Source organism: Pseudofrankia asymbiotica, assembly GCF_001983105.1.
GTDB lineage: Bacteria > Actinomycetota > Actinomycetes > Frankiales > Frankiaceae > Pseudofrankia > Pseudofrankia asymbiotica.
The window spans coordinates 86,442-100,752 of record NZ_MOMC01000010.1 but is presented as its reverse complement, the minus strand read 5'-3'; the positions used below and the strand labels follow the sequence as shown (position 1 = coordinate 100,752).

The following is a 14,311-nucleotide window of genomic DNA, read 5'->3' as shown; positions in this document are numbered from 1 at the left end:
TCGCGCTCGGCGGGTTCGCGCTGATCCTCGGCGGCCAGCCCCAGGCTCCGGATCTGGGCCGGCGCCTCTTCGACCTTCTCCTCGGCGGCCTGTCCCGGCCCTGATCGGCCGGAGCCCCGGTCACGGTGCGAAAGGTTCGGACGTGTGCGGACCTGCCCGGGCGGCGACCCTGGAACGGAAGGGGGATGAGGTGTCGCTTGACGGTGATCGCGCGGATGGCCGCCGCTCGCCCGCCGCGTCCGCCGACCGCGGCCCCGCCGGCCTGACCCGGAACGCCGACCTGGCCCAGGGGGACCACCTGGAGCAGGGTGCACACCTGGCTCAGGATCCGGCGGAGGCCGCGGCGGCGAGCGCGGCGGTGGCGCGGGTGGACGGGCCGGTCAGCGAGCGGACGTACCGGCGGATGGTCGGCGGTACCGCGCTGCTGATCGTGGCGGCGCTCCTGCCGCTGGACTTCCTGACTGGCCGGCGGCTGGTGGTCTTCCAGGGCGTGGCCCTGGTCGCCTGCAGCGTGTTCGCCGTCACCCTGGCCGCCGTCGCCATCGTGCGCAGCCGCGGCGTCGAGCGACGCTGGCGGCTGCTCGTGAGCAGCGGCCTGCTCTCCACCCTGGTCGGCGCGGTCTACTGGAGCATCGTCTGGGCGGACCCCGGCCGTTCCTTACTCAGGCTGCGCGCCGAGGACGGGATCTACCTCCTGGCCCCCCTGCTGGCCCTGATCGGACTGCTGACCATTCCGACCACCCCGGCGGACAGGTCCGGCGCGCAGCGCGCACCTCCGCTCGCCGCCGACGACGACGGCGCCGGACGCCTGGTCGCCGCCGTGGTGGTCGCGCTCGATGGCCTGGTGATCGTGGTGTCGATGTTCCTGATCGCCTGGGTGGCGGTGCTGAGACACGTCGCCGAGAGCGGTGTCAGCGGGTGGCCGTTCGTGGTGGCGCTCGCGTACCCGCTCAGCGAGGTGGTGCTGGTCGTGGTCGCCCTGCTGCTGCTGACGTTCCGAAGGCCCCACAATGGCAGGGCGATGTGGCTGCTCACCGTCGGGCTGCTGTTCTTCTCCATCTCCGAGACGACGCTGGTGTACCTGACGGTGCGGGGGCCGTTCCAGGTCCAGGACACGGCGCTGTACTGGATCGGCCTGGTTTTCGGCCCGCCGGTCCTCGCGCTGGGAATGGTGATCCCGATGGCACCGGCGAGGAGCCCGCGGGTATGGCTCGGCCGGATCGGCGGCGAGGACCTGTACCTGTGGGTCCATGCCTACCTGCCGTATCTGCCGGTGGGCGTCGCCTCCCTGCTCGTCGTCGTGCCCGCCGTCCGGGGCGAGGCGTTGCAGGGCCTGACCCTGCAGCTCTCGATCGTGCTCGCCACGCTGGTCGCGGTCCGCCAGATGGTCACGGTCGCGCAGAACACCCGGCTGCTGGCGAGCCTGCGCGCGACACAGCGCGGGCTGCGCCACCAGGCGCAGCACGACCCGCTGACCGGCCTGGCCAACCGTTCCCTGTTCACCGCCGAGGTCGACCGCGCCGTCGACGCCCACCGGACCGCCGGCCGGCCGCTGGTCGTGCTGTTCTGCGACCTCGACGACTTCAAGATGGTCAACGACACCCTCGGCCACCACGCCGGCGACGAGCTGCTGCGCGCGGTGGCCGGGCGGCTGCGCGGTGCCGTCCGCCAGGAGGACCTCACCGCCCGCCTCGGCGGCGACGAGTTCGCCGTCCTGATGCGCGGCCTGCCCGACGGCCCACGGGCGATGGGTGAAAACACCGCCGCGCGCATCCAGGAGGCGCTGCGCCCGGCGTTCCAGGTCCACGGCCGGCGGCGCGACGTCCAGGCCAGCGTCGGTGTCGCCGTGGCCGACACCAGCTCCCCGGTCGCCAGCACCGAGGAGCTGCTCCACCGTGCCGACCAGGCGATGTACGCCGCCAAGAACCGCCGCCGCCGCGCTCGCCGGACCACCCGCGGCCCGCGGCGGACCGCCCGCCGCTGAGGCCCTGGAACTCACTGCCGGCCGCATTCGTCGCGCGCTTCCGCAATTGTTTCCTAAGTGGCGCGGTGTAGGCGAGGATCAGCGTGTCGTAGTCGCGGACCGGCGGCGACGATCGGCGGTCCGTCGCCGACTTGACGATGGGTGGCGACCGGGTGAGCCTGCGCCGGCGGGTGGACGCGGCCTGGCCGCGCGTTGCCGGCGCGGACCCGCCCAGCGGTGCCGGCCAGCCCGGATGCCACGCTCCGCGTCGGCGGCCGTGGACACCGAGCCGGCCTGAGCCGGCGGTGTCCTCACAGCCGGGCCGCCTCCGGATCGTTGGCGTCGGCGGCACTCGCTCGGGCCGGTGGGAGGTCGGGTCGGGACGGTGCTGTGGCTGGCGAGTCCAGGCCGAACGAGGCGAGGGCCGCCGCCACGAGTGCTCCGGCCGACACGTACCAGGCGTGCTGGAAGACCGCGTGGCTCGCCGCGCCGGAGGCGCGGCCCAGGATCGCGACCAGGACGCTGATCCCGATGACCGAGCCGAGCTGGGTGGCCATCGTCACGATCGCGCTGCCGGTCGCGGAGTCCTTCGGTGGCAGGCCGACTGTGGCCCGGGTGATCGCGGTCGGCACCGCCAGGCCGTAACCCAGGCCGAGGACCACCCAGGTCGGCAGGAACGCGGCCACGAACCGCGGCTCGTCGGTGACCAGGTGGATCAGCATGATCGTGCCGATGGCGGCGAGCAGCGCGCCCGCGACCGCGATCCGTCCGGCCCGCAGCCGGGTACGCGCCTGGAGGGTCTCCGCGACCGCCGAGCCGACCGCGAACATCACCGGGCCAGGCGTGGAGGCCAGCCCGGTGCGGATCACCGAGTAGTGCCAGTGACCCTGGAGCCACAGGATCGTCGAGAGCAGCTCGATCCCGAAGGCGATGAAGGCTACGGTGGCCACCAGGTTGGCGGTGGTGAACACCCGGTTCCGGAACAGGGAGAGGGTGATGACCGGCGCCGGGTGGCGGGCGGAGCTGGCCAGGAACAACGCCAGCGCGACCGCCGCGAGGACGAACGCGACGACCACCCGGACGCTCGACCAGCCCCAGTCCGGCGCCTTGACCAGCCCCAGGGCCAGCGCGCCGATCGCGACGATGAGCAGCCCGCCGCCGCGCAGGTCGGGCAGATGGTCGCCGGCGTCCCGGCTGCTGGGCAGGTAGCGGGCGCCCATCGCGATCGCGGCCACCGCGACCGGGATGTTCACCAGGAACAGCCACCGCCAGGACGCCTCCACGAGCAGGCCGCCCAGCACCGGGCCGGAGGCGGCCGACAGCGCGCCGGTGGTGAACCAGATCTTCACGTAGGTGCCGACCTTCGCCGCGGGCGCGGTCAGCAGCACCAGGCCGAGGCTGGCCGGGGTGAGCAGGGCCGCGCCGACGGCCTGCAGGACCCGGAACCCGACCAGCACCCAGATGTCGCCGGACAGGCCGGCGCCGATGCTGGYGACGGCGAACACGGTCAGGCCGAGCAGGAAGCCGCCCTTGCGGCCGAACCGGTCCACGAGGCGGCCGGCCGGCACCAGCAGCGCGGCGTAGACGATCGCGTAGCCGTTGAGCACCCAGCTCAGGTCGCCCAGGGAACCGGCGTGGGTGCCGCGCCCGATGGCGGGCAGGCCGACGTTGGTGACCCACACGTCGAGCTGGGCCAGGAAGCTCGCGATCGACAGGATCGCCAGCAGCAGGGCCGGGGAGACGGGTCGGGCGACGGCGCCCGCACGGCGCTGGCTCGGGATGGGCGGGACGGCGCCGAGGGTGGGACCGGCCCGGTCGGGCTGGGCGTCCTGCTGAGTCATGAGGTGGCTCGCATCTCGCGGTCGGGGGCCCGGCGTGTGCGRCACGGGACCCGGTCGGCATGGAGGCCCAACGATCTGGACTGCTCAGTAAAGAACCCCGAGGGTTCTGGACTATTCCGCCAACAACCAGATCCGTGGATACGATCGCCCGATGGGGCGCCCACCTGGCTTTGACCGGCGGGAGGTGCTGGCGGCCGTCGAGCGCGAGTTCCGCAAGAACGGCTACGACGGGACGAGCCTCGATGACATCTCGGCCGCGACGGGGCTCGGCCGCGGCAGCCTCTACGCCGCCTTCGGCGACAAGCGCACGCTGTTCCTGACCGCCCTGGGGGACTACTGCGACCAGGACGAGGCGTCTGGCGCCGCCGCGTTGGCCGGCCCGGACGAGACCGCGATGGAGCGCCTGCGGGCCTACTTCATCGACGCGGTCGACCGGCAGCTGAACGACCCCGAGCAGCTGGCCTGCATGACCAGCCGCTTCACCGTCGAGCTGGCCGGACGCGACCGGGACGCCACGGCACGGCTACGCCAGGGCTTCGAAGCGCAGCGGGCGGCCCTGGCCGGCTGCCTGCGGGCGGCGCAGCGCAACGGCGACCTCGATCCGGCGGCCGATCCGGTCACGCTGGCGACGTTGCTGGTCGTCGACTTCCGGGGCATCGGCTCCCTGATCGGGATTGGGCTGGACCGGGCTGAACTCGTCGCCGTCGTCGACGCGACCCTGGCCGGCCTGCCCGCGCCGCCCCCGTCGGCCGCCGCGTCCTGACCGGCGCCGGCGCGTCCTCACCGGCGCCGGCGCGTCCGCCAGGCCACACCCTGGACCAACCTTCGGAACCTAAAGCTGATCTTGTTTCACTGGCATTCCGCGCCGGCGTGCGGTCCGCCGTCTCGATGGCCGCCCCTGATCAGGGGTGCACCACGGCCCCATCCGTTGCGACACCAGTGCCGCCACCGAGCAGCAGCCACGTGAACAACCGATGTGGGCGAGACCTCCCAAGATCACAATTGCCTCGACAGGCGAAGGCTAGAGGTCGATGACGACCTTGCCGTGCACGTGCCGGCTGGCCTGAAGCTCGACTGCCGCGCGGATCTGCTCCACCGGGAAAGTCGCCGCGATGGGCACACGAAGCTGACCCGCCGCGACCAGGCGAGCGATCTGTTCGATGGCGCCGGGGGCGGCGTTGGCGCCGTTCGCCGGTGTGATCCCGTCGACCTGTGCGGCGATGGTGGTGATGCGCTCGTCAGGCACGCCAAGTTCTCGTGCCACGTGCATTGTCTCTGTCCCGAACAGGTCGATCGCCGCGGTGACCCCGGCGGGAGCCATGGCGCGGACCCGGTCGAGCAGGCCGTCGCCGTAGGCGACCGGCTCAGCCGCGAGGGCGCGCAGGGCGTCGGCTGATGTCGCCGATCCCGTCCCGATCACTCGTGCGCCCGCGAGGCGGGCGAGCTGGACAGCGAACACGCCGACCCCGCCTCCGGCGCCGCCGATGAGCAGCGTGTCGCCCGGTCCCGGGTTGACGACGGCGAGGGCGGCCGCGGCCGTGCACCCCGCGATGGCGAGGGTGGCGGCGGTGCGGTCGTCGACTCCGTCGGGGGTCCTGTGCGCGTCGCCGCCCACCGCGATGGCCCCTGCCACGTCGATGACGACATGGTCGGCGACCGCGCGGGAAAGTGCGCCACCGAACACCCGGTCGCCGACCGCGAACGCGGTCACGCCGTCACCGGCCTGGTCCACGACCCCGGCGTAGTCGGTTCCGAACCCGAACGGCGGGGTCAGGCCGAACCGTGTGGCGGTGTCCGCGTCGGAGGTGATGATCCAGTCCATCGGGTTGAGTCCAGCCGCGGTGACCCGCACGCGGATCTGCCCGGAGGCGGCCCGCGGCGCGGGTACCTCGCGGAGGCTCAGGACCTCGGGTCCGCCGAAGGACTCGAGCCGGATCGCTCGGCTGGTGGTCGCCGACGTGTGGACGCCCGGTTTCTGCATGCTCACGTGTCTCCCTTGGCCGCGACAGACGGCGACGAAAACGGACTATGCTCCGTTTGCAGTAGGCACCCTACCGCAATCGGAGCGTGTTCCGTTTTGGCAGAGTCAGACACTCGCGCGCTGCGTGCGGACGCGACCCGCAACCGCAACCAGCTCCTCGACGTGGCGACCCGCGTGTTCCTCTCTGCCGACGGCACCGAGCCGTCCATGCGCGCGATCGCACGCGAAGCTGGGGTCGGCATCGCCACGCTCTACCGACACTTCCCCACCCGCGAGTCTCTCGTCGACGCGATCTACCGCGATCAGGTCGCGCGGCTCACCGCCGGCGCCCGCGAGCTACTCGCCCAGCTTCCCCCGCCCGCGGCGCTGCGACGCTGGATGGACCTGTTCGGGGAGTGGATCGCTACCAAGAACGGCATGCTCGACACGCTGCACGCGATGATCGACTCGGGCGAGATCGCCCACGCCCGGACCCAGACCGAGCTGCTCGCGGCCATCGACGCCCTCCTCGACGCCGGCCGCTCGACGGGCGAGCTTCGCTCCGATGTCACCGCCGAAGACATCGCCGCCAGCCTGATCGGCATCTTCACCGTGGCCCACCCACCCGACGCCAGGGCAGGTCGGCTGCTGAACATTCTGATGGACGGCCTACGGCCTACACCCTGAGCCGCTCCTCCAGCCGCGAACAGCGCGGCGATCGAGGTGAGGCGATGGCAACAACCTCGCGAGATAGACCACCTGGCCGAGCCCGCGCCCGCGAGCCGAAGCGCACCGAAGATCGCCTACCTGGATCTTGTCATTTTCGCCAGGGAGACGACATCCGGCTTGGGAAAACGACACGCGGCGCGAGAACCTACCTGTGGGTTCCGCCGTCGATCTTCCAACCGGTGACGTGCTGCCAGGGGTTTCCCAGCCCGGATGTCAGTAGGCGAAATGCTGACCTGCCAGGTTCTGGTGGCAGTTCCGCGGCGAGATCGACAGGCCTGGTTATGGCGACCTCGCTGCGGCGCTCGCCGCGCAGCGGGCTTTGGTACTCGGCGAGCAGGTCCGCGGGAGCTCGCCCCGCCTACGGGTGTCCTCGGCGTCGAAGGCTGAGCCATCCAGCGGCAGCGGGCCGCCGGCCATCGATGCTGGCAGTGGCGTGTGAAGCGGGTCGGTCAGTGTCACCATGACCGGCATGATGCCCTCGTCGAGCGGGCGAGCGGCGGCGCACATCGCCTCGATGGCGGCCGCGGTCTCGTCTTCGTACTCGCCGGAGAAGCTGGTCCGTACGCCGCTCGGGTCGAGCAGGGTGTAGCGGATCTTACTGTCTGGGTGCTGCTGCACGTAGCCGACGCCGATCAGGTTGTTGAGTCGGCGCCCTGCATGAGCGCGTCAAGGCCCGTGTAGCCGTGGGCACGGTTCAGGTCCTCCCAGCGCACCTCGCTCCTCACAAGATCAGTCTCCTGGTGCGTTGAGGTGATTCAGGCCGATCGTGAGCGTCAATTTGTAGGTGACCTACAAGTCGATGTTGGTGACCCGAGAGGTTAGCCTGCTGGACCGTCCGGGGATGGCCTGGCAGCGTTGCACGAGGTTCTCGTGGCGAGTCTTGGCGATCTGAGTGTGAAGGGGACAACGTGGCGGGCGGCGAGGTCGTGGTTACGGGCATGGGCGCAATGACTCCAGTTGGAGCCGATCTACATGCCTCGTGGAATGCTCTGACGGCGGGAACGTCTGGTATTCCAACATTGGAGGAGCCGTGGGCCGCTGACCTGCCGGTGCGTCTCGTGGGTCAGCTGCCGGCCGATCCGGCCGCGTCGCTGTCCTACCGGGAGGGGCGCCGGTTGGATCGGTGTGAGCAGATGGCGGTGGTGACCGCCAGGGAGGCCTGGGGTGACGCGGGGACGCCGGCAGTGGAGCCGGAGCGGCTTTCCGTGGTGATCGGGACGGGCATCGGTGGAGTACGCACGACCTTGTCCCAGCAGCAGGTTCTGATGGAGGCCGGGCCTCGCAAGCTTTCGCCGCATGCCATCACGATGTTGATGGCCAACGGGCCGGCTGCCTGGGTCAGCATCGACCTGGGAGCGCGGGGCGGCGCCCGTACCCCGGTGAGCGCGTGCGCGTCCGGAGCGGAGGCGATCGCGGACGGCATGGAGATGATCCGCCGGGGCAGCGCCGACGTCGTCGTCGCCGGCGGTGTGGAGGCCCCGATCGCCGGCCTGACGCTGGGTGCGTTCGCTCAGATGAAGGCGCTCTCAACCCGGCACGATGACCCCGAGGGCGCCTCCCGGCCGTTCGACGCGGATCGGGATGGCTTCGTCCTCGGGGAAGGAGCGGGCCTTGTCGTTCTGGAGCGCGCCGAGTTCGCCCGTGCTCGCGGTGCCCGTGTGTACGCGACGGTGGCTGGCGCCGGGATGACGTCCGACGCCCACGACATCGTCGCCGCCGACCCCGGTGGGCAGGCCCGGGCCATCAGGATCGCTCTGCGCACGGCCGGGCTGGCCCCGACAGACATCGGTCTGGTCCACGCCCACGCAACCTCGACTCCGGTCGGTGACCCGCTGGAAGCCGAGGCACTCACCCAGGCCATCGGCAACCACGCCGCGGTGACCGCGTCAAAGTCGATGACCGGGCACCTTCTCGGTGCCTCCGGGGCCATCGGCGCGATCGTCGCGATCCTCAGCCTCCACCACAAGCTGATACCACCGACCCGCAATCTCGAGCACCTCGACCCGGCCATCAAACTCGACATCGTCGCGGACAAAGCACGGCGAGAAAACGTTCACGCCGCCATCGGGAACTCGTTCGGATTCGGCGGGCACAACGTCACCCTGGCCTTCAAACCTGCATAGAACAAATGGCGCTCGTCGGCGGCCTCGCGGAGCTGGCCGCAAGATCCCATCCCCATTGCCTGCGGAGTGGCGGCGCAAGCTGGGAAGTGGCGGTGAGGGCTGGGAACGCGACGGCTCGGGGAGCCTCTCAAGATCTATTCCACCCATTGCCGGTTGAGTGGCGGAGCAAGCTGGGAAATGGCGGAGGGAGCTGGGAACCCGCGACGGGGGAATCTAACGGCGCACCAGCTGAATGGCGAGGCTCCGCGGTCTAGTGTTCGAAGGCGGCTGACCGGCGGGGCCCCGCTGACCTTCGCTTGTCGGTGAGGCGTCGGATCTGCCGGCCACGCCGGCCACGCCGGCCACGCCGGCCACGCCGGCCACGCCGGCCACGCCGGCCACGCCGGCCACGCCGGCCACGCCGGCCACGCCGGCCACCGCATGCTCACCCGTCATCCTGTGCTGTCGAAGGTGCCGCGTCCCACCCGACCAGTGATCCGGGAGCGCGGTCGAGCCGCCTCGGAGGCGCCCGTGTCCACAGATGCTCTCTCGCCCGCGGCCGCTCAAGTGCCCGCTGACGCCTCCGCCACGGCTCGGGCCGAGCCTCCCGCTCCCTTACCCAACCGGGTCGCCCGCCTGCTCGGCGTGCGGATCCCGATCGTCCAGGCACCGATGACCTTCATAGCCGGGGCGACGCTCGCCGCCGCCGTGTCGAACGCCGGCGCGCTGGGCATCATCGAGACCACCTCGCCGCAGGGTCGCGCGGACCTGAAACGGGTCCGTGACCTCACCGACCGGCCGGTCGGCGCCAACGTCGCGCTCGCGATGCGCAAGGATCCCAGCGTCATCGACCTTCTGGTGGAGGCCGGCGTCAGCACGGTCCTCACCTCGGCCGGCGACCCGACGGTGCTGACCGGACGGCTGCACGACGCGGGCCTGACCGTGTTCCATGTGGTCGGCAGCCTGCGCAACGCGCTCAAGGCGGCCGATGCCGGGGTGGACGGCCTCGTCGTCGAGGGCGTCGAGGGCGGCGGGTTCAAGAGCGCCAGGGCGGCGTCGACGCTCGTGCTGCTTCCGCTGGTGGCGTCCCGGGTGTCTCTCCCGATCATCTCGGCTGGCGGGATCTGCGACGGGCCGTCGATGGCGGCGGCGATCGTGCTCGGAGCCGAGGGGGTGCAGATGGGCACCCGGATGCTGGCGTCGCGGGAGTCGCCACTGCACGACAACGTCAAGAACGCCGTGGTGGGGGCGGACGAGACGGGCACCGTCATGATCTCGGTTCCCGGCCTGCCGACCATGCGGGTGCTACGGACCCCGGCGGCGGAGAGGGTGCTGGCCACCGGCCGGCCGGAGGTGGGCCTGGACGGCATTCCGGCGCTCTACTTCGACGGTGACCTGACGGCCAGCCTCGCGAACACCGGCCAGGTCGCCGGCCGCATCGAGCGCGTCGAACCGGTGGCGGACATCGTCCACGAGACATGGACCGGCTGCCGCCAGATCCTGGCGGCAGCCGGCGCGCGCGCGAACGGCTGGTAACGGCCGGAACGGTCGGAACGGCCGGGAGGCCGCCGCCCGGCCCTCCCGGCCACGGCGGCTCAGACCCGGTACAGCTTGGCGGCGTTCCCGCCCATGACCTTCTGCTGGGTCTCCGGGCGCAGGGTGGAGATCTTCTCGGCCACCATGCTGAGCGGGTCCGGGTGCAGGGACGTCGGGTGCGGGAAGTCGGTCTCGAACATGATGTTGTTCTCGCCGACCTGGTCGATGAGGTGCTGCAGGTCCCCGCGGCCGTTCTCGAACCAGAACGTGGCGTACCAGTTGCTCTCGAAGTACTCCGACGGGCGCTTCTGGAGCTTCTTCGCCCACATGGGCGCGTTCTCCTCCAGCTCGTAGTCCATCGCCTCGAGCATGAACGGCACCCACCCGATGCCGCTCTCGACGGAGACCAGCTTCAGGTTGGGGTTACGGTCGAACATCCCCGAGTAGCAGCTGTTGAGCAGGAGCTGCGAGTTGTTCTGGAACAGGGAGGCGCCGCCGATCGCCGGCTTGACGTAGTCGTCCTGGCTGGGCCAGTACGTCGTGCCGAAGTAGGACAGCGACGTCTGGCTCGCGCCGATGTGGAAGTGCACCGGCAGGTTCAGGCCCGCGCAGAGGTCCCAGAGCGCGTCCCAGGCCGGGTCGCCGAGGTCGGGCGAGCCCGAGTCCTGCGGGTGGGCGGTCATGTTGATGCCGCGGGCGCCCAGCGCGGCGCAGCGCTCCGCCTCGCGGACGCAGCCCTGCAGGTCCCAGGCGGGCATGATCGGCATCGGCAGCAGCCGGTTGCCGGACTCCGCCTGGATCTCCTGCATCGCGTCGTTGTACATCTCGACGCAGAGCCGCAGCAGGGACGTGTCCTGGACCGAGTTCCGCAGGTTCTGACCGCCGAGGCCGATGGCGTTCGGGTACAGGATCTGCGTGTCGATGCCCAGCTCGTCCATCAGGCGCAGGCGCGCGGCCGGATCCCACGCCGCCGGGTGCACGTCGCCGATGCCCCACGCGCCGCCCTGGGAGTCGCGGAACGGGTGCTTCTTCCCGTCATGGTCGATGGTGCCGCCCGACCCGGCCTTGCCGAAGGTCTTCCCCTCGATGACCCACATGTCGACGCCGTCGATCCGCTCGACGTGCGGCACCCGGTCCTCGTACCCCTTCGGCGCCCGCTCGGTAAAAAGATCATGCCGCTCGGTCATGTGAGCGTCCGCGTCGATCACCCGCAGACTTTCAGCCAGCTTGACCACTCAGGCCTCCTTGCGCCGTTCGACCACACCGTCCCGATGCCGAGCTGAGCGTACGCTCACTTCCCAGCACCGGCAATCTCCAATTTTTTGTTTTTTATTGACGCGTGCCGACCGGCGCGGCCACGATGGCGACGTGGCGGCCCAACCCCTGTTGCGACGGGCGAAGACGAGCGCGGCGGTCGTCGAGTACGTCCAGCGCGAGATCTTCGACGGCCGCCTGCGGTGCGGCGACCGCATCGACGTCGAGCGCATCAGCTCGGCACTCGACGTGAGCCCCACTCCGGTCCGCGAGGCGCTCGTGCTGCTCGAGCGGGATGGCCTGGTCTCCACCAGGGTGCACCGCGCGACCCTCGTGCAGCACTTCGACGCCCGCACGCTGCGGGCGGACTTCCACGTCCTCGGCCTGCTGGGCGGCGTCGCGGCCGCCCGCGCCGCGACGGACCGCGACCCGGAGGTCATCGCCCAGCTCCAGGACCTCCTGCGGGAGCTCGGGAGAAGCGGCGCGGCCGGCCCCCGGCGCGACGACCTCGCCAACGAGATCGTCCGCGTCCAGCACCGGGCCGGCGCCACGCCGCGCCTGCTCGCCGAGCTGAGAGGGCTGGGGGGCTTCCTGGAGTGGGCGGCCCGCCAGAGCGACGGGCGAAGCCACGACGAGATCGTCGAGGCCCACGCGCGCGTCGTCGACGCGATCGCGGCGGGGGATCCGCGCCGGGCGTCGCGGGCCAGGGTGGCGGACGCCAGGGCCGTCGCCGAAGAGGTCATCAGCGAGCTGATCCGGCGCGGCGTGCTGCGCGACGACGGCAGCAACGCCGCCGCGGGCCGCGTGGACGGCCCGGGCCCGGAGTCGGCGCGCCGAGAGGTCAGCAGCGTCGCGGGCGCCTAGCCCGCCGCTACCGCGGGCGGTCTATTCGAGGTAGTCGCGCAGCGCTTCGGAGCGGGCGGGATGGCGCAGCTTCGCCAGCGTCCGCTGCTCGATCTGGCGGATGCGTTCGCGGGTCAGCCCGAACTCGCGGCCGATCTCGTCCAGCGTGCGGCTGCGGCCGTCCGCCAGGCCGAACCGCAGCTGGATGACCCGTCGTTCCCTGTCCGGCAGCGCGCGCAGGACGGCCCCCAGATGGTCCGCGCGGCCCGAGATCATGGCCGCCTCCATCGGTTCGACCGCCGCGGTGTCCTCGATCAGGTCACCGAGGTGGGTGTCGGCGTCCTCGCCGACCGGGCTGTCCAGGGACACCGGCTCCCTGGAGATCCGGTGCAGCTCGTCGACCCTGGCGGCGGTGACGCCGAGGGCGACGGCGATCTCCTCCCGGGTCGGCTCGCGGCCGAACTCCACCAGCAGCTCCCGGCGCAGGCGCGCCACCTGGTTGAGCAGTTCGACGAGGTGCACGGGCAGGCGGATGGTCCGGGACTGGTCGGCGAGCGCGCGGGTGATCGCCTGCCGGATCCACCAGGTCGCGTACGTGGAGAACTTGTAGCCCTTGGTGTAGTCGAACTTCTCCACTGCCCTGATGAGGCCGAGGTTGCCCTCCTGCACGACGTCGAGGAAGAGCATCCCCCGCCCGGCGTAGCGCCGCGCGATCGAGACGACCAGCCGCAGGTTGGCCTCGACGAGCTGCCGGCTGGCCTTCTGCCCGTCCCACTCGACGGCCTCGAGGTCCTGGCGCTGGCGCGCGGACATCTCGTCGCCGCAGGTCGTGAGCTTGTGGCCCGCGAACACCCCGGCCTCGATCCGCTTCGCGAGGTCGACCTCTCCCTCCGCGGTCAGCAGCGGGGTCTTGCCGATGCTCGACAGATACATCCGCACCGGATCGTGCGCGGCCGACGGTGAGACCCGCGAGTCCGCCGCCCGGCGCCGGGCGGCGGGCGACGCCGGCGCCTCGGCCGGCTCACCGTCGCCGGGCCGGCTGTCCTCCCGCTCGTCGTCATCCCCGCCGTCGACATCCAGGCGGTCCCCGGCGGCGGCGTCCGCGCCGAGGCCGTTCTCGCCCGGGTCTCCCGGCTCGTCGGCGACCAGGACGTCGCCCGGCTCCTGGGCGATACGAACGTCGCCCGGCTCGCCGACGACGCGGACAGGGATCGTGGCTGTCCGCGAACCCGTCGCGCTACCGGGCCGGGTCTTGCTGCCCATGACTAAGCTCCAGCCTGTCGAAGTTCTGAGCGGTTGGAGTCACCAAAGTCATGGGTCATGACCCTGGGGGCGCCTCATGCCCGTCAGCGCATCCRCCGCGGCGGCTCGCGACTGGCGCCGACCAGAGGGTGTAGTTGGGTGCGCCGCCGCCCGACAACGGTCGTGTCGGGCGATGGAACGTGTCGGGCGACTTGGGTCAGGCTACGCCATCATGCGGCGGCGGCCGGGAGCCGCGACCAACCGCCCCATGGTTCTCGCCGGCAGGCGAACCACTCTGGCCGCCCCGGTGACGCCCAATCGGCCCCGGGCACGCTCATCGGCCTCACACCAGCAGCGCGACCCGCGCGACCGGCGTGAACTCGCGGTACGGGCACCGGGACGCGGTGGGTTCGTCGGGGCCAGCAACGAGTAGGGTGGTGCCGTTGCCTGTTCTCCGCTGTGTGAGCGTCATGCATCGTCGAACGGAACGGCCGGATGCGGAGTGATCCGTGGCCGGCGCGACACCGGGAGACGAGAGACGTCTACCGGGAAAGTAGCAAGGAGAACGCTCGTGGCTCAGGGCACCGTCAAGTGGTTCAACGCGGAGAAGGGCTTCGGATTCATCTCCGTGGACGGTGGCGGTCCGGACGTGTTCGTCCACTTCTCGGCGATTGTGGCGGATGGCTACAAGTCGCTCGATGAGGGGCAGAACGTGCAGTTCGAGATCGTGCAGGGCCAGAAGGGCCCACAGGCCGAAAACGTCCAGCCCGTCTGACGACGCTTCGACCTCACACTGAACAGCGCGCGGCCATTTTGGCCGCGCGCTGTTCTGTTTCCGCTG

The 14,311-nt window shown here is 71.3% G+C and carries 13 protein-coding genes; 7 read left to right on the top strand and 6 right to left on the bottom strand.

Annotated elements, in window-relative coordinates:
- The first annotated feature begins 190 nt into the window (after window positions 1–190).
- The gene (locus BL253_RS05380; RefSeq protein ID WP_076814101.1) at window positions 191–1,984 is read left to right on the top strand and encodes a GGDEF domain-containing protein; all 1,794 of its coding nucleotides are present in this window, start codon (window positions 191–193) and stop codon (window positions 1,982–1,984) included.
- Window positions 1,985–2,274: 290 nt separating this feature from the next.
- On the opposite strand, the gene BL253_RS05375 is transcribed toward BL253_RS05380, so the two are convergent.
- Window positions 2,275–3,804 carry an MFS transporter gene (locus BL253_RS05375; RefSeq protein ID WP_076814100.1) on the bottom strand — a complete coding sequence of 510 codons (1,530 nt, stop codon included), beginning with the start codon at window positions 3,802–3,804 and terminating at the stop codon, window positions 2,275–2,277.
- Between the two features lie 151 nt (window positions 3,805–3,955).
- On the opposite strand from BL253_RS05375, the gene BL253_RS05370 reads away from it, so the two are divergent.
- Complete coding sequence (locus BL253_RS05370) at window positions 3,956–4,567, top strand: TetR/AcrR family transcriptional regulator (RefSeq protein WP_076814099.1); 612 nt, start codon at window positions 3,956–3,958, stop codon at window positions 4,565–4,567.
- A gap of 258 nt (window positions 4,568–4,825) precedes the next feature.
- Here BL253_RS05370 and BL253_RS05365 read toward each other — a convergent pair whose 3' ends face one another.
- Complete coding sequence (locus tag BL253_RS05365; RefSeq protein WP_076814177.1) at window positions 4,826–5,785, bottom strand: NADP-dependent oxidoreductase; 960 nt, start codon at window positions 5,783–5,785, stop codon at window positions 4,826–4,828.
- 96 nt (window positions 5,786–5,881) lie between these two features.
- On the opposite strand from BL253_RS05365, the gene BL253_RS05360 reads away from it, so the two are divergent.
- The gene (locus tag BL253_RS05360) at window positions 5,882–6,451 is read left to right on the top strand and encodes a TetR/AcrR family transcriptional regulator (protein WP_076814098.1); all 570 of its coding nucleotides are present in this window, start codon (window positions 5,882–5,884) and stop codon (window positions 6,449–6,451) included.
- Between the two features lie 321 nt (window positions 6,452–6,772).
- Here the strand turns inward: BL253_RS05360 and BL253_RS05355 are convergent, their stop codons facing one another.
- Window positions 6,773–7,111 (bottom strand): hypothetical protein, encoded by a 339-nt coding sequence (locus BL253_RS05355; protein WP_076814096.1) that lies wholly within the window; start codon window positions 7,109–7,111, stop codon window positions 6,773–6,775.
- A gap of 290 nt (window positions 7,112–7,401) precedes the next feature.
- On the opposite strand from BL253_RS05355, the gene BL253_RS05350 reads away from it, so the two are divergent.
- Both BL253_RS05350 and BL253_RS05340 read left to right on the top strand, forming a co-directional pair.
- The gene (locus tag BL253_RS05350; protein WP_076814094.1) at window positions 7,402–8,616 is read left to right on the top strand and encodes a beta-ketoacyl-[acyl-carrier-protein] synthase family protein; all 1,215 of its coding nucleotides are present in this window, start codon (window positions 7,402–7,404) and stop codon (window positions 8,614–8,616) included.
- A 510-nt stretch (window positions 8,617–9,126) separates the two neighbouring features.
- The gene (locus BL253_RS05340) at window positions 9,127–10,131 is read left to right on the top strand and encodes an NAD(P)H-dependent flavin oxidoreductase (RefSeq protein WP_241834550.1); all 1,005 of its coding nucleotides are present in this window, start codon (window positions 9,127–9,129) and stop codon (window positions 10,129–10,131) included.
- A gap of 59 nt (window positions 10,132–10,190) precedes the next feature.
- On the opposite strand, the gene BL253_RS05335 is transcribed toward BL253_RS05340, so the two are convergent.
- Window positions 10,191–11,366, bottom strand: coding sequence for an amidohydrolase family protein (locus BL253_RS05335; RefSeq protein ID WP_076814086.1), 1,176 nt, complete (start codon window positions 11,364–11,366; stop codon window positions 10,191–10,193).
- Window positions 11,367–11,499: 133 nt separating this feature from the next.
- Here BL253_RS05335 and BL253_RS05330 point away from each other — a divergent pair, with 133 nt between their 5' ends.
- The gene (locus BL253_RS05330) at window positions 11,500–12,249 is read left to right on the top strand and encodes a GntR family transcriptional regulator (protein ID WP_096335921.1); all 750 of its coding nucleotides are present in this window, start codon (window positions 11,500–11,502) and stop codon (window positions 12,247–12,249) included.
- A gap of 21 nt (window positions 12,250–12,270) precedes the next feature.
- Here the strand turns inward: BL253_RS05330 and BL253_RS05325 are convergent, their stop codons facing one another.
- A complete protein-coding gene (locus tag BL253_RS05325; protein ID WP_076814085.1) occupies window positions 12,271–13,491 on the bottom strand; it encodes an RNA polymerase sigma factor in 1,221 nt (406 codons plus the stop codon).
- A gap of 322 nt (window positions 13,492–13,813) precedes the next feature.
- Window positions 13,814–13,942, bottom strand: coding sequence for a hypothetical protein (locus BL253_RS44680; protein WP_274535183.1), 129 nt, complete (start codon window positions 13,940–13,942; stop codon window positions 13,814–13,816).
- Between the two features lie 99 nt (window positions 13,943–14,041).
- On the opposite strand from BL253_RS44680, the gene BL253_RS05320 reads away from it, so the two are divergent.
- Entirely contained in the window at window positions 14,042–14,245 is a 204-nt protein-coding gene (locus tag BL253_RS05320; RefSeq protein WP_071051949.1) for a cold-shock protein, read from the top strand.
- Window positions 14,246–14,311: the final 66 nt, after the last annotated feature.

Coding starts and splice junctions, on each gene's coding strand:
- BL253_RS05370 (WP_076814099.1), top strand. CDS start 3,956: ATGGGGCGCCCACCTGGCTTTGACCGGCGGGAGGTGCTGGCGGCCGTC.
- BL253_RS05325 (WP_076814085.1), bottom strand. CDS start 13,491: ATGGGCAGCAAGACCCGGCCCGGTAGCGCGACGGGTTCGCGGACAGCC.
- BL253_RS44680 (WP_274535183.1), bottom strand. CDS start 13,942: ATGACGCTCACACAGCGGAGAACAGGCAACGGCACCACCCTACTCGTT.
- BL253_RS05365 (WP_076814177.1), bottom strand. CDS start 5,785: ATGCAGAAACCGGGCGTCCACACGTCGGCGACCACCAGCCGAGCGATC.